The 18631-nt window shown below is 31.0% G+C and carries 15 protein-coding genes; 9 read left to right on the forward strand and 6 right to left on the reverse strand.

Annotated elements, in window-relative coordinates; translation table 11 throughout:
- Window positions 1-132: 132 nt before the first annotated feature.
- A complete protein-coding gene (locus FOF46_RS18675; protein ID WP_167571884.1) occupies window positions 133-570 on the reverse strand; it encodes a nuclear transport factor 2 family protein in 438 nt (145 codons plus the stop codon).
- A gap of 159 nt (window positions 571-729) precedes the next feature.
- Entirely contained in the window at window positions 730-1056 is a 327-nt protein-coding gene (locus FOF46_RS31670; RefSeq protein WP_167571885.1) for a helix-turn-helix domain-containing protein, read from the reverse strand.
- Window positions 1057-2270: 1214 nt separating this feature from the next.
- Between FOF46_RS31670 and FOF46_RS18685 the strand changes: the two genes are divergently transcribed.
- The 8 genes from FOF46_RS18685 to FOF46_RS32965 all read left to right on the forward strand — a co-directional run bounded on the left by FOF46_RS18685 (window position 2271) and on the right by FOF46_RS32965 (window position 13461).
- Entirely contained in the window at window positions 2271-2603 is a 333-nt protein-coding gene (locus FOF46_RS18685) for a single-stranded DNA-binding protein (RefSeq protein ID WP_109433842.1), read from the forward strand.
- A 260-nt stretch (window positions 2604-2863) separates the two neighbouring features.
- A complete protein-coding gene (locus tag FOF46_RS18690; RefSeq protein WP_143917513.1) occupies window positions 2864-3529 on the forward strand; it encodes a Crp/Fnr family transcriptional regulator in 666 nt (221 codons plus the stop codon).
- Between the two features lie 378 nt (window positions 3530-3907).
- Window positions 3908-7438, forward strand: coding sequence for a bifunctional metallophosphoesterase/BamA family protein (locus tag FOF46_RS18695; RefSeq protein WP_143917514.1), 3531 nt, complete (start codon window positions 3908-3910; stop codon window positions 7436-7438).
- A 30-nt stretch (window positions 7439-7468) separates the two neighbouring features.
- Complete coding sequence (locus FOF46_RS18700) at window positions 7469-9079, forward strand: glutamate synthase-related protein (RefSeq protein WP_109433845.1); 1611 nt, start codon at window positions 7469-7471, stop codon at window positions 9077-9079.
- 41 nt (window positions 9080-9120) lie between these two features.
- Window positions 9121-9870: a hypothetical protein gene (locus tag FOF46_RS18705; RefSeq protein ID WP_143917515.1), complete on the forward strand. Its 750-nt coding sequence runs from the start codon at window positions 9121-9123 to the stop codon at window positions 9868-9870.
- Between the two features lie 184 nt (window positions 9871-10054).
- Complete coding sequence (locus tag FOF46_RS18710; protein WP_143917516.1) at window positions 10055-11296, forward strand: cation:proton antiporter; 1242 nt, start codon at window positions 10055-10057, stop codon at window positions 11294-11296.
- 147 nt (window positions 11297-11443) lie between these two features.
- The gene (gene ppk1, locus FOF46_RS18715) at window positions 11444-13180 is read left to right on the forward strand and encodes a polyphosphate kinase 1 (protein ID WP_262713260.1); all 1737 of its coding nucleotides are present in this window, start codon (window positions 11444-11446) and stop codon (window positions 13178-13180) included.
- Window positions 13181-13209: 29 nt separating this feature from the next.
- On the forward strand, window positions 13210-13461 hold the full coding sequence (locus FOF46_RS32965) for a phospholipase D-like domain-containing protein (protein ID WP_262713261.1): 252 nt from the start codon (window positions 13210-13212) through the stop codon (window positions 13459-13461).
- A gap of 167 nt (window positions 13462-13628) precedes the next feature.
- On the opposite strand, the gene FOF46_RS18720 is transcribed toward FOF46_RS32965, so the two are convergent.
- Complete coding sequence (locus FOF46_RS18720; RefSeq protein ID WP_109433849.1) at window positions 13629-14315, reverse strand: Crp/Fnr family transcriptional regulator; 687 nt, start codon at window positions 14313-14315, stop codon at window positions 13629-13631.
- A 425-nt stretch (window positions 14316-14740) separates the two neighbouring features.
- Between FOF46_RS18720 and FOF46_RS18725 the strand changes: the two genes are divergently transcribed.
- Entirely contained in the window at window positions 14741-15652 is a 912-nt protein-coding gene (locus FOF46_RS18725) for a hypothetical protein (protein ID WP_143917517.1), read from the forward strand.
- Window positions 15653-15814: 162 nt separating this feature from the next.
- Here the strand turns inward: FOF46_RS18725 and FOF46_RS18730 are convergent, their stop codons facing one another.
- The 3 genes from FOF46_RS18730 to FOF46_RS18740 all read right to left on the reverse strand — a co-directional run bounded on the left by FOF46_RS18730 (window position 15815) and on the right by FOF46_RS18740 (window position 18584).
- Window positions 15815-17083: a S41 family peptidase gene (locus FOF46_RS18730; protein ID WP_143917518.1), complete on the reverse strand. Its 1269-nt coding sequence runs from the start codon at window positions 17081-17083 to the stop codon at window positions 15815-15817.
- Window positions 17084-17154: 71 nt separating this feature from the next.
- On the reverse strand, window positions 17155-18021 hold the full coding sequence (locus FOF46_RS18735) for an RNA polymerase sigma factor (protein ID WP_143917519.1): 867 nt from the start codon (window positions 18019-18021) through the stop codon (window positions 17155-17157).
- 71 nt (window positions 18022-18092) lie between these two features.
- Window positions 18093-18584: a YybH family protein gene (locus tag FOF46_RS18740; RefSeq protein ID WP_167571886.1), complete on the reverse strand. Its 492-nt coding sequence runs from the start codon at window positions 18582-18584 to the stop codon at window positions 18093-18095.
- Window positions 18585-18631 lie beyond the last annotated feature (47 nt).

Here is an 18631-nt window from a genome sequence, read left to right on the forward strand (position 1 = left end):
GTATTTTTTTGTTTCCCTGATTTGAAAAAGTAAAACCTAATGTGATTTTAATTTGAATATGTGGATCTAAAGTTTCCAAAAATTAATCCAATAAGTATTTCGTATCTCATCTTCGTTACACTTTTTTCAAGTTTAAAAATCTCTCACAAAACGAACATTAGTAATTAGTCCATTTTCAACTTTATAAATAGAAACATATGTAGTCTCTTTACCATCATTAGTGACCAATTCATGATTGATGACATAGGGACCATTATTCATTTGATTAACAATCTTAACGGTTACCAATTTATTTTCGAAATCAGATTTAAAAATGGGAGCCAACCTATCTGACCCTTTTCCCAGTAACTTATTTGGATATGTATACACTTTTAAATCTTCATGATATAGTTTTATAAAATTATCGTAATCGTGTTGATTGAAGAAATTCATTCTTTTATTCACTACTTCTAGAGGCGTTAAATCGGAGGTTTGTTTTGATAATCCTGAAACCTTATTTTTGATCATCTCATGTTGTTCTGTGCACGCTATTGCAAATAGCATTAAACATATAAGTGTTATTTTTCTCATCATTTTGGTGTTTTAATTCTTTGAGTTTTTTGTTCATATTACTGCTTGTTCTTCTATTGTATATATAGAAGTATGTAATAATGATATGAGACAATATTCAGTAATAAAGGATTAAAACACTTTAGAAAACATGTTTCCTTTGACAAAAAACATGTGTTTTTATCCTTTTTTATAAGCAGAAGGTGTTACGCCATTTTTTTTCTTAAAGGCAGTATTAAAAGAAGTGACGTTACCAAAACCAGAATCATAAGCAATTGTAGCAATTTTCTCATTTGCATATTTTGAATCCTTTAATAAAACCTCGGCTTTTTCAATACGATATTGATTTACAAAATCATAAAAATTTTGTTGTGCGTTTTCATTAATAACCTGTGAGACTTCTCGAGCTTTGATTTTTAATTTTTTAGAGATCATATTTAACGTAAGATTATTATCCAAAAAAATATGTTCGGTTTCAAAGAGTTCTTTAACTTCTAGAAACAGCATCTTTGAAAGCTTTTTATTTAAGTTAGAACTGTTATACTTCTGTAGGTTAAACTTATGATGACTAAGGAATAAGTAGCTAAAAACATAAATCAAAAAAGAATAAAATATAGTTCCTCGAATGTAGTACATCGTAAAATCAAAAAGGTTTACAACATAATGAAGCCAAATGAGTGTGGCTCCAATTAAGATATTTCGATACCAGTGCACTACATTTTTGGGGATTTTTAAACGATTTCTATATAGATTAGACCAGGATAATATTAAATATAAAAGTAAATAAAAAACTACAATTCCGTAGTTCCAAAAAGATTCGAAATTTCCATTTCTAGGCACAAGAGGAATTAAAAAAAGAAACGAAATAAAGGGAACAAAATGGAGATACTCTTTTATTGAGAATGATTTACTCTTCTCAAAAAGTGTAATTCCATAAAACCATAAAGAGGGGGCTGCAAACAAAATTCCTGAAATACCAATATTGTTCTACCAATTCTCTAAAGACATATAATAGTTTAGCACAGATTTACCGACCCTTATGGTTAGCCCTAGTATAAAAAGCGCTAAAAAAATATTAGATTTATTGTTGCCATTTTTAAGCCTTAATAAATAGAAACTTAAAAATAACCCTTGAGCCAAACCAAGAGATGCAAGAATAAGAATGAGACCTGTTGTCAACATTTAGTAAATTTAAAACTTTCTCAAATTATGATAATGGAGCGATGCAATTTATTCCACTCAAAATTCAATATTATACCCATAAAGTACTTTAAAGAACATGTTTCTTTGAATCAATGTTGTTACTTTTCTAAATCAAATAAAGCACTATATATATTTGGGTAAAGCAAATTTATCTTAATCAATCCAATAATTCTACACTTGTTTTTGCTACCCTAATATACTTATAAAACATTCGCCTATATACGTTATTAGCTATCTTTAGATTTAAAATTTTATTTTTAATAGAAAAAACAAAATCCAAAAAAAGAACATAAACCACTACATATCAGCGTTTTTAATCAATTTCAAACGACTACAAACGATTACAAACGAAACTAAACACTTCCTAACCGAATCCTATTTGCCATCTGATTTAGGTTTGCATTGTCGAATTGAATTATTACAAAACAATGTATGTCTCATTTTCGATACGAATTAAAATTTCCTGAAAATCAATTCAGGATATAGTATTAACTGTTTAACACGAAAAATTTAAATTTATGAACACGCTAAAAAACAAAGTACAGTTGATTGGAAACTTAGGACAAGAACCAGAAATCGTAAACCTCGATTCTGATAGAAAACTAGCAAAATTTTCTATTGCAACAAATGACTATTACTACAATAAACAAGGGGACAAAGTTACCGATACCCAATGGCATAATGTAATAGCATGGGGTAAAATTGCCGATATCATAGAAAAGTATGTAAATAAAGGGCAGGAAATTGCTATTGAAGGTAAACTTACTTCCAGAAGTTATGATGATAATGAAGGTCAAAAACGTTATATCACAGAGATTGTTTGTAATGAATTATTGATGCTAGGAAAATAAATTCATTTTCATATTTACACAAAAAAGTCCTCAAATGAGGGCTTTTTTTAATTTTGAAAAAGAAGTGTAGTTGTTTCAAAAAAACAAAAGACGATTTCAAAACATTCATTTTCAAGCCCTCTTACAGCCCTAAATTTAAAACACTGAAAACCAACAAAATCACAAGATTGTCGTCCAAAGTAACTTTCCAAAATTAATTCTGCATTGATATAGTCAAAATTCTGTACTTTTAACAATACCAATTCATAAACCTCACCCTCTTGAATACATATACCAAATATTGGTTTCTAGAAGGATTTAATCTTTTTAATAAACTTGGTAGAATTACAATGATGCGTATGTGCGAAATTCTTGAAATGGAAAATATCGACAAAGCCACTACAATTCAATTACTTAATAGTGAAGAAAAAAGTGTTTTTTTTCTAAAAAGAGGAACTATCAAAATTGTTGATACTTCTAGTGATACGGTAAAGTATATTGTAAAGAAAGGAAATATTTTTGGTGAACTCTCTCTATTTGATCGTCAAGCTGCAAACGAAGAAAAAGCTATAGCACTAGAAGATTGTATTATATGTTATATAGAAGCAGATAGAATGGAAAAAATTATGGAGCAGCATACATCCTTAAAAAACGGAGTTCTTAAAGTATACGGCTTACGAATAAAGAAGTTAGAACGTAGATTAAGAGATTTACTTTATAAAGATAGTGCTGCTAGAATTAAAGAATTTATAATCGACTATATTAAAGAATTTGGTGAACTTGAGAACGATAGAGTTATAGCAAAAAACCTCTTGTCTCATAAAGACATATCTCATCTTACTAATACATCCAGACAAACCGTAAGTAACACAATGAGCATGTTCAGAAAGCAAGAAATTATTGATTATGATGCTCAATTTATTTCATTACCTAAAGAAATACAATGATTTTTTTTAAGAACATATATAGAAAGCTTGTTGTTAAACAGAGAATAACCACTAATACCCCCTGTTACTATATCACTACATACCGTATTGAAAGCTTTGCGCAAATTTTTCGTCAAATCAATCACCATAGCAACTAACTAATGAGTGCAACCATAAAAACAATCAAAATCTTAGATTATTTTAGTCTTATCGCTTTCTTCTTGGTTGGTTTAGGTGAATACTTTTTATATTATTTTACTGAAATTTCAGGTCATACTTAGAACGATGAGTTTATCAAATTTGCCCCCATTAGAAAGCTTAGTCTTAGAGTTTTTTTAGCTTAACAGTGTTAAAGATTTATCAACTAAAAATTGACAGAAAATAATTAAACCATTTTAAATGAAAATATTTAGTCACACAAAATATCTATATTTTCTTTGTTTACTCTTTCTTGCCATTCAAGGATATACTCAAGCAATAGAGAAGTCTATTTTTATCACTGCAAACCTCGGAGACGCGAAAAAAGAAAGTATGTTAAGCCAGATAACAAAACATGCTCAACAGCATGATGCAACAGCACTTTTAATCCTTGGTAATACAACAGGAAAAAATGGGTTTGATGGCTCAAATGTAGAGAATAACATAAATGCCCAACTTGATATTCTTTCTTCTTTTAAAGGAGATGTGATATTTACTCCGGGATATTATGAATGGGTTTCTAACGGACATAGAGGGGTTCGCAAATTAGAGAAATTTATACAAAAAAATAGTAAAGCAAAGTTCTATCCGGATGAAGGATGCCCAATAAAGAAAAAAGATTTAAGTGAAAATGTAGTTCTAATTACTATAGACTCACAGTGGTATCTAGAAAACTGGAATAATCATATTTATTTAAATGAAGACTGTGATATCAAGAACAGAACTTTATTTTTTCTTGAGTTCGAAAGCATGCTTAAAAAATCTCAGGATAAGATAAAGATTGTGGCTATTCACCATCCCATACATTCTAATTCTGCTCACGGTCTACTTGCAAATACTGCGGGGACATCTCTACATGATTTTGAAAACAGACAATATAGAAGTTTAAGAAATCGATTATTAACGACCGCAAGACGATCAGAAAATATAATTTTTGTATCTGGTCATGATAAAAACCTTCAGTACATTAATAAATATGGAATCCCACAAATCATTAGTGGCGCCGTTGGAAAAACTAAAAATCTGAGAAATAGTACTGAAGAAAATTTTGCTTCCACACAAAAAGGATATGCTAAACTTGATATTTATAAAAATGGAAAAGTAAACATAGATTTTTATACTGCAAATCAAATCAATACTTCCATTTTTTCAACCTCAGTTTTTAGTGGAGAAAGAAAAGGAATAAACTACACTTTTAAACCAGAAAGTAGTTTTAATGCGACTCAAAGTGCTTCAGTATATTCTAAAGAAGAAACCAGAAAAAGTAAAATATACAAAGGCTTATGGGGAAATCACTATAGAGAATTTTACAGCAAACCTGTCGATGCTCCAGTCGCTTTTCTTGATACATTGAAGGGAGGGTTAACTCCCATAAGACGTGGTGGAGGTCACCAATCTTTATCCCTACGTCTTGAAGACAAAAATGGGAAACAATATGTAATGAGAGCTCTAAGGAAAAGTGCAGTTAAATTTATTCAATCAACAGCATTTCAGGATAAATATGTAGAAGACGATCTAGAAAACAGTTATGCAGATAGGTTTTTATTAGATTTTTATACCACTGCACACCCTTATACCCCTTTTGCAATTGACAAGTTATCAGATGCTGTAGATATTTTTCATAGTAATCCTATACTGTATTATATTCCTAAACAAAGAGCATTAGGGCAATATAATGATGAATATGGTGATGAATTATATCTCGTTGAGGAAGCCGTAAATTCTAGTCATACAGATCTATCCAGTTTTGGAAAACCTAAAGATATTCTAAGTACCAATGATGTATTAAAAGAAATTCATAAAACAGGAAAATCTATTGTAGACGAACCTTCTTATATAAGGGCCCGATTGTTTGATATGCTAATTGGTGATTGGGACCGACATGAAGATCAATGGAGATGGGCCGTATTTCAAAATGAAGATGGCTCCGAAGTTTGTAAACCCATCCCCAGGGATCGTGATCAGGCATTTTCTGTATTTGATGGTAGTATTGTTTCATTTTTAACTTGGGCCATACCTAGTTTACGGAAAATGCAATCTTTTGATGAGGAATTGAAAAGTCCTAAATGGTTTGCCCTTTCCCCATATTCTATGGATTTGACTTTTCTCAATCAATCCGATTGGAATGAATGGGATAAACAAGCAAAATATATTCAAGAAAAATTAACCGATCTCGTTATCGATCAAGCATTTGATAAAATTCCTAATGAAATCAAAGGAAGATCTATTGATGAAATAAAAACAAAACTCAAAGGAAGGAGAAAGAACATAGTAGATATCGCTCGCAAATATTATAAATTCCTAAATAAATTCGTAGTACTTGCCGGTACTCAAAAAGACGATCTTTTCGAAATTACAAGATTACCTAACGGAAAAACAAAAATAAGTATCCAACGAAAAGATCTGGATATTTTTAATAGGATCTATACTAAACAGGAAACTAAAGAAATTTGGATCTATGGCCTTGATGGAAATGACACTTTTAAGATATACGGTAACGGTGACAATCCCATTAGTATCAAAATCATGGGAGGTAAGAAAAATGACACTTACGATTTTCAAAATACCCAGAAAGTTAAACTTTATGATTATAAAGGCAAAAACAATACAATTATAAATAAACGGTCAAAAAAATGGTTGGTTGATAACTATAAAATAAATAATTATGATCATAAGAAACGTAAATACAATTTCAATCAATTACTACCTTTAATCGCTTTTAATCCCGACGACGGATTACGTATAGGTGTTCTTGAGCATTTTACTCACTATGGTTTACAGCGTAATCCTTTTACCCAAAAACATTCAATAAGCGCATCTTATTATACTGGATCTTCTGGCTTTGACATATCATACAAAGGAGAGTTTTCTAATATCTTCCACAACTGGAATTTTGGTGTAGAAGGATTATATACTAGTCCTAATTTTGCTATTAACTTCTTTGGTGCTGGAAATGAAACTGAATATGACAAAGATGAAGTAGATTTAGATTTTAATAGAACAAGAATTAGAAAATGGAATACCGCAGTTTCCTTAATTTGGAGAGGAAGGGATGGAGGATATTTTCAGTTTAAACCTCTTATCGAATCTTTTGAAGTAGAAAATACAGAAGATCGTTTTGTAAATACATTCTTTGATCCAAATAGCACTGTTTTTGATAAACAAACATATGCAGGTGCAGAAGTTACTTATCAATTTAAAAACATGAATGACCTTGGCTTTCCTACTCTGGGTATGAGAATAGGAATAACTGCCGGATATAAAACTAATATCGATGGAGGTGATAACAACTTTGCTTATGTAGAGCCACATATTGCTATAGATCATAAACTAATTAAAAGTGGAAAACTAGTTCTCGCAACAAAGATTGGCGGAGAGGCTATTTTGGGAGATGATTTCGAATTTTATCATGCTGCACAATTAGGTGGAAATCGCAGTTTAAGAGGATTTAGAAATGAACGTTTTATTGGTAAATACGCTGCATATCACAATACAGATTTACGTTTACAAATGGGAAAATTCAAAACTAGTTTTATCCCTCTTAAATATGGTCTTTCCGGAGGGTTTGATTATGGAAGAGTATGGATAGAAGATGATGACTCAGATAAATGGCACAATAGTGTTGGTGGTACTTTATGGATAAGTGGCCTAGATACTTTTACTGCAAACCTAGGTTATTTTGGCAGTACCGATGGAGGCAGGTTAGTTTTTACACTTGGATTCGCTTTTTAAACATGATCATAAAACAATAAAAATATACTTATGAAAAAACCTGTCGCAATTGCACAACTAAGCAATTTAGAAAACAAAAAACCAGCTCATGCCCTGGTAAATGGATTAGATCTAGTTATTGTGAAATTTGACAAAGAAATTTCTGTATTATACGGGAGGTGCTTACACCGTGGCGCATTAATGGCAGATGGACATGTGGATGGACATAACCTTATCTGTGGAGTTCACGGCTGGGATTATCGTTACGATACTGGTGTTTCTGAGTATAATAATAATGAAGTTTTATATAAATTCAATACTAAAATAGAAGGTGATACACTTTATGTAGATGAAGTAGAAATTGACGCTTATCTTAAAGATGCGCCACAACCTTTTAATAGAGATGAATACCTTGGTGCTTATGCTGATACTCACCCAGAAGAAACAGAACCATATACAGGTTATATTAAAGAATTAGCCAAAAATGGTCTAAAAAACTTAGGACATCATGGTTTTTCGGCATCTATGGGAGTAGACCGAAATACGTTACCCAAATGGAATGATATTCAATTTTTACCAGCACAATTAGCGAGCAGACCTTTATTAGACCATGAAGATGTTGATACAAAAGTAGTGATTGGTCCTAATGCTAAAAAACCACTTTCTATTGACATACCCTTGTTTGTAAGTGATATGAGCTTTGGAGCACTTTCTCGAGAAGCAAAAATTGCACTATCCAGAGGTGCTGAAATGGCAGGTACAGGCATTTGTTCTGGAGAAGGTGGAATGTTACCCCAGGAACAAGAAAACAACACTAAATACTTCTATGAACTCGCCTCTGCCCAATTTGGTTTTTCATGGGATAAACTCGATAAAGTACAAGCATTTCATTTTAAAGGGGGACAAGGAGCAAAAACCGGAACAGGTGGACATTTACCAGGAAACAAAGTAAGTAAAGAAATTGCAGAAGTTAGAGGATTACAGCAAGGAGAAACCGCAATTTCTCCTGCTACCTTTCCCAATTTTCATGGAGTAAAAGATTTTAAAGCTTTTGCAGATGAAGTACGCGAACGGACTGGTGGTATCCCTATTGGTTTTAAGATTGCTGCCAGCCATATCGAAAAAGACATTCAATTTGCTTTAGATGTTGGTGTCGATTACATTATTCTGGATGGTCGTGGTGGTGGAACAGGTTCTGCCCCTACCATTCTAAGGGACAATATAAATGTTCCCACCATTCCTGCCTTAGCAAGAGCAAGAAAATACCTAGATAAAGTAGGAGCTACAAATATTACCCTAATCATAACAGGTGGTTTACGAATTGCAGAAGATTTTGCAAAAGCAATGATGTTAGGTGCAGATGCAATTGCAGTATCTAATTCTGCTTTACAAGCTATCGGTTGTTTAGGAATGAGAGCCTGTGGTAGTAATAATTGTCCGGTAGGTATTGCTACGCAAAAAGAATCTTTGAGAAGTAGATTGATCATAGAGTCATCTGCTAAACAATTACATAATTATTTTGATGCGACCAATGACCTTATAAAGGTAATTGCTAGAGCTTGCGGATATGATGATATTTCAAAATTTAATCCTGATGACCTTTCTACTTTTGATTACGATATGTACAGGTTAACAGGGATTAATTATGCAGGTGTTCTTTAAATCAATCCAAAAACAAAATACTGACTTAAAAAAAACAAGATATGACTACTCAAATGCATTTGGCTGCTCAATATTTAGCCGCCGCCGGAATAAGTTTTTTAGAAAAGAAAGATGATGATAGCCATACAAATCTAGGGTTTTCTGCAGAAGAAGGGAGTATGTTTACACATCCTTTAAACTCAGAAGGCGACTCTTTATCTCTTAGTTATCAAAATTTTAGTTTGGATTGGAATTCTAATATTTCAAAAACTTCATTAAAATTAGATGGCACTACTCATGACGAAATTGTACAATGGATTACACAAAAAGCTGTAGAAGCGAACATTAAACAACCATTTAAGTATGATCTCCATTATGAATTACCCTACCCCACTATTACCAATGATTTTACTTTCAAATTAACCAATGTAAGTAAGCTAAGAGAATTGACAGGCTTTCGAGTATTAGCACAACTTACTTTAGAAACATTCTTAGAAAATCAGCAATTGCAATCAGACATTAGGATTTGGCCTCATCATTTTGATATTGGCGCCTTTGCTTCATTAAAAGATAAAACAGGATTTGCCATAGGTATAGGCTTAGCAATTCCTGACACAATGATTGATGACTATTATTTCTATATCAGTGCATACAAAGGTCATGATGGAGTGAATACTTTAGGCTTAAAAACATTAACCCATGGCGAGTGGAGAAATGATTGTTTTAAAGGAGCTATCTTACCCATAACTGGTGTTGATGAAATAACAGTTTCTACATTTTTTGATGAAGCTATTAACGCATTCAAAAAGTAAATTGGTATATCCCGATAACCATAATATAATTAACTATATCTAAGCAAAACCCATTAAAAAATATTCTATTAAAAAAAGAACGATTGTCAAATTAGAAGATTGGTATCAATTACGAATTGATACTAAAAACATCAAAGATCTAAATATCCCTTCAAAAATATACTAATGTAAAACCTTAGAAAACATGTTACAATCCTTTAGCATTATTTTTGCCATAGCCACTTTCTTTAATTTTGTGAATTATAAATGGCTTAAACTACCAACTACAATTGGTTTAATGTTGATGAGTCTGGCAACAGTTGTAATTATAACGTTGAGTAAAAGTATTGTTCCAGGATTTTATATGTTCTTTTGTGATATTGTAACAAACTCTGATTTTAGGTCATTACTCCTTGATGGAATTTTGAGTTTCCTTCTTTTTGCAGGAGCACTACATGTTAATATTGATGAACTAACTAAAGAAAAATGGCCTATTCTTTTATTTGCTACACTTGGAGTATTAATATCTACTTTTATTGTTGGAGGCTTAACATACGGCATTGCACAACTAATTAGCGTAGATCTACCTTTTTTACATGCTTTACTTTTTGGAGCATTGATTTCCCCAACCGATCCAATTGCAGTAATGGCGATTCTTAAAAAAGCAAATATTGCCAAAAGCCTAAGTATTAAAATTGAAGGAGAATCATTATTTAATGATGGAATCGGAGTTGTTGTTTTCTCAGGGATTTTAATTCTAACAGGAATGGAAGGACATCATGAAGAAGGTTCGGTTGGTCTTGAAATTGGGAAATTGTTTCTTGAAGAAGCTATAGGTGGAATTCTTTATGGAGGATTACTCGGTTTTATTGGATATCATTCCATCAAATCAGTAAAAGAAAATCCCCAGCTAGCCGTAATGATAAGTTTAGCGATTGTGTTAGGAGGATATGCATTTGCATCCCTAATTCATGTTTCTGGACCTTTGGCAATGGTCATTGCCGGTATGATCATCGGAAACAAATTAAATATTGCTACCAACAAAGGTGCTACAAGAAAAATGATTAATGAAATTTGGGAGGTGCTCGATGATGTTTTTAATGGTATTTTGTTTGTACTAATAGGGCTAGCCATACATCTTTTAAAATTTGATGCTAATCATTTGATTCTTGGTGTTCTGGCAATCTTAATTGTACTAATTTCGAGATTTATATCTGTTTTTGTCCCTTATTCTTTATTAAAGCATGTTGAGAGTAGCCCATTAAAGACAGTTACAATATTAACTTGGGGAGGATTACGAGGAGGAATTTCTATAGCATTAGCATTAAGTCTAACAGATAATGCATCTTCAGAAGTAATTCTGTATATTACCTATGTTGTTGTTTTGTTTTCTATAATTATACAAGGACTTAGTATAGGAAAATTGGTTAAGAAAATTTATACTTAAAAAACATATTTCTTTACCTAAAAATAACTTAAATCTAATTTTGGGTTTCATCATTTATGAAAGTATGATGTTACATTGTTTCGAAAATAGAATTCAATTACTTATTTTTTCAAGTGTAGGGTCGGTTTAAAATTTTAAATATAAAAAATGTCATTAATATCAAAGAAATACTACAATAGGGATCTTTCCTGGTTGCGTTTTAATCATAGGGTATTACAAGAAGCAGAAGACAAGAATAATCCTTTATATGAACGTATTAAATTCCTTGCTATTTTTTCTTCAAACCTGGATGAATTCTTTAAAGTACGAGTTTCAGATATTAGAAAAATAAAAAAACTCGATAAATCATTACGTAAAAAACTAATTACAAAACCCAATAAACTTTTAAAGCAAATCAAAAAACAGGTTCACATTCAGCAAGAAGAATTTGGAAACCTATTTACCAATCATATTCTTCCTGAACTCAAAAAAGAAGGAATTGAATTAATACGCTACGAAGATTTCACATCATCCCAGAAAGAATTTGCTGAGCACTATTATCAAGAGAATCTTAAGAATAAACTTACTCTGAATATCAATACAGAACGAGAAGATAAAAAGGTTTTTATTGAAAACGAACAACTGTATTTAACTGCGTTATTAGAGAATAAAGAACTAATCATTGTCAAAATTCCTTCAGACACTTCAAGATTTGTTACGTTTCCAAATCAGAATAATACTCATTACATCGCTTTTGTGGATGATATTTTAAAGTATAGTCTTGCCAAATTTTATATCCAAAAAGAAATTTCTGCTTTTCATTTAATAAAAATCTCTCGCGACGCAGAGTTATATATTGACAACGAATACTCTGGAAATTTATTAACTAAAATTAAAGATTCCCTTGGCAACAGAGATACGGGGCAAGTCACTAGACTTTTAATAGATGATACCATGCCTATAGAACTATTAAATCTCATCAAGGATGTTTTGGATGTTAATGAAACTGATATTCTATATGGAGGAAGATATCATAATTTCAAAGATTTTTTTGGTTTTCCTAACCCTACTCAAAAAAATCTTTCAGAAAATGAATTAATTCCGGTACAGAATCATGAGCTTCAAAAAATTCCAAATATATTTGATGCTATCACAAAAAAAGATAGGATATTTTATTATCCTTATGAATCTTTTGATGATGTTCTACGTTTAGCACAACAAGCTTCGATCGATGAAAATGTTACTAAAATCAAGGTGACTTTATACAGAATTGCCAAACAATCCGGACTCGCTGATGCTTTACTTACTGCAGCAAAAAATGGAAAAGATGTTTTTGTTTTTATAGAAACAAAAGCGCGGTTTGATGAAGAAAATAACATACGTTGGGGACAAGTTTTAGAAGATCACGGAGCAAAAGTAATGTATAGCTATCCGGGAATTAAAGTCCATTCAAAAATACTATTGATAGAACGCTTAGAAAATGAGGTTCAAAAAACTTATGGCTATATTAGCACAGGTAATTTTAATGAAAAAACTGCCAAAATATATACCGATTTTGGGTTAATGACTGCAAATCCAAGTTTAACCTTAGAATTAAATCAGGTATTTCAATTATTGGAAGGGAAAGTCATCATTCCTAAGACAAAAAAACTACTAGTTTCTCCTTTTACAACAAGAAGTACATTTGAAAAATTAATAGAAACCGAAATAAAAAATGCAAAGGAAGGGAAAGAAGCTTATATCATATTAAAGCTAAACAGTCTTCAAGATCATAAAATGATAGACTTATTGTATGAAGCTAATAACGCTGGAGTTAGGATAAGACTTATTGTACGAGGAATTTGCTGTCTGGTTCCTGGGATTGAAGGGCAAAGTGAACATATATATATATTACCAGTATTGTAGATCGTTTTCTGGAACATGGAAGAGTATACATATTTGCAAATGACGGGAATGAGAAAATGTATATGGGTTCTGCCGATTGGATGACTCGCAATTTGGATCACAGAATCGAAGTCATAACACCAATACTCGATAAAGATGTATATTCAAGAATAAGAAAAATGATTCAGTTTCAATTGGATGATACAATAAAAGCTAGAATTATAGATCAAGATCAGAAGAACAATTATGTAACTTCATCTACAAATCACAGAGCACAATTGGAAACAATATCAGGAATTTAAGTCATACAAAAATGAGTCAAAAAAGAAGAAAGGATAAAAAAACAAAAATCTTGGTCAGGAGCTAAACATTGATAAAGACGAATCAAAGGGTTTGAAAGAAAATTATCCAAATCGCTTCCTTTTTTTGAAGAATATTTTGAGTAACTTTTATTACACTCTTATTGTGTTTATATAACATTAATTATTGCAATTAATTTTTTCATGTCTTTAACCGTTATTGTACTTTCCTTAATTTCAATCGCTTCTTCTTCTTTTAAGTCATGTAAAACTCTAACTAAAGATTCGATCGATGTTCCTACAATATTACTATGATCTCTTCTAGATAATTTAAAACTATTATTATCATCAAAGAATTCTTCCAACTTTATAATGGACAATGCTGTTCTTTCTCTAACATTATACTGAGCCATAATTTTAGAATTATTTACAAATACTCCAAACTCATGGCTAATATTTTTTAATAAACAATCCATCATATGACGATTATCCTTTATGATAGAAAGAAAAATGTTTTTAGGAATCAAAAAGAAGGAACAATCTGTCAAACAACCTGCAGAATGAGAATACATCTCTTCACATAACAAATTATGATGACCTAAAATTCCATTTTCTTTAACCAAATGAAAAATATGTTCTTTTCCATTTAATCCTGTAGCATATTTTTTTACTTTACCTGTTTTTAGAATATATACTCCTGTAGGAATTGAGGCCTCGTGGAATAAAACCTGACCCTTTTTAAGATTAAGAACAGTTTTACTTTCTTCAAACTTAGCCATCACTTCGTCTGGAAAATTTTGTAAAAAAGATTCATTAACAAAAGAATATCGCTTATGGGGGAAAAGGATATTGATCATGGGGTAAAGCAATTAAAACATGTCTGTACGTTAACGTACTATATTTAAATAAATTTTAATGTTCTCTTAAAATTAAGTAATTATTATGATAAATTAACTTAAACAATTAACTTTTCTTTGATATTACCCTTTAAAACAATCAATTTAACAATTGATATTTATCAACTAGTCTATTGATTAATTTAGGATATCAGATCATAATAAGTAAATATCTTTGAGCAAACTAACCATCCTAAATTATAGCCTCTTCGCATTGACACACTTCTACAACTCCTAAACATTAAAACATAGTATTTAAGAACTAAAAAAATCTTGTTTGAAGTTGACTATGACACACTTCTAAAATTAAGATTAGTTAATATCAAATCCAGCAAAAATATTCAGATTTTTTTTATATTTAATTTTATTAACCAGCACACAAACCAATGACGCAATCATCTAACCTACAACAAAAAATAATTACGATTTTAAAAGCATCTACTTTCTTAATTTTCTTAGGAAGAGCATATCAACATATGGTATGGGATCCTCCTTATCGAACATTTTTGTGGGATGAAGCCATCTTAAAAGGCTTTGTCGAAAGTGTTTTTGGAGTATCATGGAATGAGTATGTTACCAGTCTTTCGGTGGCAAGTTCTATTTCTTTATCCATAAAGATCATAGGAGTCTTTTACCTCCTATGTGCTGTCGTTACCCTACTAATAAAACCAGGCATGAAAAAAGTTGGTAAACTTTTTTTATTAGGAGGTAGTATAGGTCTTTTTATTTTGGCTGTATTGTATTGTAAAGAGAAATTTTTTCATGTTGGCCAATTGTTTGAATATACAATTCAATTTTTGAGTCCGGTATTACTTTATATGGCAGTGTTTACTTCTATAGAGGTTAAAAAAATACGTATGATCGCACTTATCGCAATAGCACTTACATTTAGTTGTCATGGATTGTATGCCATAGGATATTACCCCAGACCAGGGAGTTTTGTTGATATGACAATTAATACATTACCTATTAGTGAACCCAGTGCTCATGTAATGCTTAAAATTGCTGGTATTATTGACTTTCTAATTGCTATTACAATTTTCATCCCAAGATTATCCTATCCTTCATTGTTGTATGCTTTTATATGGGGAGGGTTAACCGCTATAGCTCGTTTGACCGGACATTTTCATGTTGATTTTCTAGGGAATACTTTTAGTCAATGGACATGGGAAGTGATTATCAGGCTACCTCATGCATTAATTCCATTGTTTGTAATCGTAGCAGATCATCCTAATTCACGTTTCTTTAAATACCTAAAGATGATACATTATAGAAAAAAACCTCAAACTGCTGTATAAAATCTGCTTTAATATCTTCATTTAAAGAATAAAGCAAATGGCTTATATAAAAACGGTCTGAAATTATTTTTAGGCTGCTTTTTCACATACTAAAACAACAAGACTATTTTTTTACAAATTCCATAGTATTCTTTATTTTAAAATATTATAAATTCCTAATTGTTACTTTTTGTTGGTTGTGTTTCTCTTATTTATATTCTTAAGTACCCAATCCATAACCTCATCTACTCCATTTTTATAGTTGTTCCATTTAGGAGTGAATAACACATCTGGTTGTACTCCAGCAGTATTTTTTTCCTGAAAACGAAATAGATGCTTTGAATATGTAACTATCAAATTAGAATTAGGAAGCTTAAATTGACCCAAATCCTGATAACTATATGGGTTACCACCAGTAGGTTCTCCTACAATTTTGGCATTCAGAATTTGTCTAAACTGCACTGCATTGGCCATTGCTGCAGAATATGTAAATCGATCAGTCAAAGTATAAACACCAGATGTCCAATTAATAGATTCTGCTATGATTAAATACTCTGCAAGTTTTAATCCAAGAAAAGTATTTCCGCCATAATTCTCTCTTACATCAATAATTAAATTTTCAGCAGAACTACTATTTATAAAGTCCAATATATTTTCTGAAAATGCCTGCATTTCATCATAAGGTGGATATCTTCTGAATTTTATATACACTGTTTTTTTATCTTCCAAAAGAGTAAACCAAAGATTTTCCATTTTGGCAGAAGTAGGTCGATTCACCTTAGGATTCTTAAAAGATATTACCTCTGTAAGTGCTTCTGTCATCTTTTCACTAGGAATAACTTCTATATCTATTGTTTCAAGTTTATCAATATCATCAGCAAACACAAATGATGCTTTTTTAAGATCTTTTGTGACGTTAAATGCATGAAGAATTTCTGAAACCATAATATAACTACAGGTTCTCTGCATTAAGGATTGTTTGTTTTCTACAAATGGAGCTATTGCAGAAGTTTTCTTTACAACCTCTTCTATATCAGTTTTATTTATGCGTATGAGTTTCTTTCCCAATAAATGTTGATATTTTTTGCTTGTCTTTAGCACTCTTAATTCATTTCCAAAGTCAAATAATTCTAGAGGGTATTTATGTCGTTTAGTATCCCAAAGTGGCATAGCCGTATGCCCATCACTTTGACCATTTCCAATTCTTCGAGTCAATTTCATAAGTTCAACAATTACTTGAAAATGTGTCAAATCAGAAATTTGATCTTTGATTTTTTGTATTTCGATATCAAAATCTTTTTTGCTTATTGTATGATATATATCAATATGTTTTTCCTGCAATGTTTTTTGATAGAAATCAATATCTTCTATCCATTCTTTAACATTAGCTTTTTGTGAATAGGAAATAAATACAAAACCAAAACTTAGAATAATCGTTGTTAATAACCTCATAGAAATATTTTTTATTACATCTACAGATGTAAAGATGATAAATTCATCAAGGTGTTACACTTATTTAACATTTATTCAAAATTAAAAGTTTGCCTAACCGCTTTAGTTGATAATAGTTTTTTTACACTTAGTACATCTGTTGGTGTTTTCAAAAAAGGGTGTTCTTGATATATTTTTTGATATTCAGAGACAACTTCATCTTTATAACGTTCGACTTTTTTTTCGACTATTTTGTTGATACTGTTAATTGTATTTTTCTGAAAATGCAGGTTAACCGGATCAACAAATCCCATTTTTATAAACCCTGCTGTTTTTCTCGCACATCGGCAAGGGTTATTTTTATTGATCAATCCGCATTTATTATTCATAAAATTATATAATTGTTCTTTTGCGCGATGTAACTTCACTCTAAAATTTACTTTAGATATTTCCATAATTTCACTTCCAACTCTATCTGAAAATTCAAACAACTCTCCTATAATAAAAATCATTCGTTGTTCACGGTCCAGACAGAGAAGCATGCCTTTCATACAGCTTATTTTTGCTTCTTTTATTAGTAGTTTATTTTCTGTAGCATAAGAGTAATTATTTAATGATTCATCAGGTAAATTGTCAATACCTTGTCCGAATTGTTCAAAAGTCAATGTATTTCTCTCATGTTTTCCTCTTTTCATATTAAGAAAATGATTCTTAGTTATTCTAAAAAGCCAAGTTCTAAACGCACTTTTTCTCTGAAAAGATGAAAGATTTGTAATTACTTTTATCAAAACTTCCTGCATTATATCTAAAGCTTCTTCTCTATCTCCAATAAAAGTCAAAGCAACATTGTAAATCCAATCCTGATGCTTCTTGATGAGTTTTTCTAAAGCCACTTTATCTCCATTGATAGATTTTTCAATAAGGAAGTAATCTTGATCATGCTTTTTGTTATCATTCATAATATTTGTTTTTCAATAAAGGGATATAGCCTAAGATGAATCACTTAGGCTATAATATAATCATTAAAACTTTATTTTTTATTCATTAGAAACTGTCCATGAGGATTATCAAAAACCATTAACCAATCTCCATTAGGTTGTTTTCTTAATACCGCTACAGATAAACCAGTTTGTACAACTTCTTTCCCGTCAGGTGTTCTTCCCTTCATCTCCCAGGGAGAAAAATGAATCGCAATATCTCCATTAATAAATACTTCATGTCCATCATATTCAAATTTGGGATTCAATGTAAATGCCCCCTGAAACATCTGTCTAATAACCGAGGGATCCGAAACAGGCTGTTCTGGCTCAAAAACAATTAGAGCTTCTGATTCATAACTAGACATCACACCTTCTATATCTTTATTATGAAATGCAGCTGTCATGTTTTTGATTGCATTTAATACATTTTTTTGTTCTACAGTAAAATTTGTTTGTTCCATGTCATTTTTGTTTTGAGCTTTAGTAATTATAGTCATAGAAATTGCTATGACCATTGTTAGAATTAATCTTGTTTTACACATAGTGTCTTTGTTTTTTTGGTTTAGACACATCTCATAAATGACTGTTA

The organism is Aquimarina algiphila, from assembly GCF_007489275.1.
Classification (GTDB): Bacteria; Bacteroidota; Bacteroidia; order Flavobacteriales; family Flavobacteriaceae; genus Aquimarina; species Aquimarina algiphila.

What these genes read in the sequence shown, in the direction of transcription:
- FOF46_RS18675 (WP_167571884.1), bottom strand. Translation starts at nt 570, where the DNA reads ATGAGAAAAATAACACTTATATGTTTAATGCTATTTGCAATAGCGTGC.
- FOF46_RS31670 (WP_167571885.1), bottom strand. Translation starts at nt 1,056, where the DNA reads ATGCTGTTTCTAGAAGTTAAAGAACTCTTTGAAACCGAACATATTTTT.
- FOF46_RS18685 (WP_109433842.1), top strand. Translation starts at nt 2,271, where the DNA reads ATGAACACGCTAAAAAACAAAGTACAGTTGATTGGAAACTTAGGACAA.
- FOF46_RS18695 (WP_143917514.1), top strand. Translation starts at nt 3,908, where the DNA reads ATGAAAATATTTAGTCACACAAAATATCTATATTTTCTTTGTTTACTC.
- FOF46_RS18700 (WP_109433845.1), top strand. Translation starts at nt 7,469, where the DNA reads ATGAAAAAACCTGTCGCAATTGCACAACTAAGCAATTTAGAAAACAAA.
- FOF46_RS18705 (WP_143917515.1), top strand. Translation starts at nt 9,121, where the DNA reads ATGACTACTCAAATGCATTTGGCTGCTCAATATTTAGCCGCCGCCGGA.
- FOF46_RS18710 (WP_143917516.1), top strand. Translation starts at nt 10,055, where the DNA reads ATGTTACAATCCTTTAGCATTATTTTTGCCATAGCCACTTTCTTTAAT.
- ppk1 (WP_262713260.1), top strand. Translation starts at nt 11,444, where the DNA reads ATGTCATTAATATCAAAGAAATACTACAATAGGGATCTTTCCTGGTTG.
- FOF46_RS18720 (WP_109433849.1), bottom strand. Translation starts at nt 14,315, where the DNA reads ATGATCAATATCCTTTTCCCCCATAAGCGATATTCTTTTGTTAATGAA.
- FOF46_RS18725 (WP_143917517.1), top strand. Translation starts at nt 14,741, where the DNA reads ATGACGCAATCATCTAACCTACAACAAAAAATAATTACGATTTTAAAA.
- FOF46_RS18730 (WP_143917518.1), bottom strand. Translation starts at nt 17,083, where the DNA reads ATGAGGTTATTAACAACGATTATTCTAAGTTTTGGTTTTGTATTTATT.
- FOF46_RS18735 (WP_143917519.1), bottom strand. Translation starts at nt 18,021, where the DNA reads ATGAATGATAACAAAAAGCATGATCAAGATTACTTCCTTATTGAAAAA.
- FOF46_RS18740 (WP_167571886.1), bottom strand. Translation starts at nt 18,584, where the DNA reads ATGTGTAAAACAAGATTAATTCTAACAATGGTCATAGCAATTTCTATG.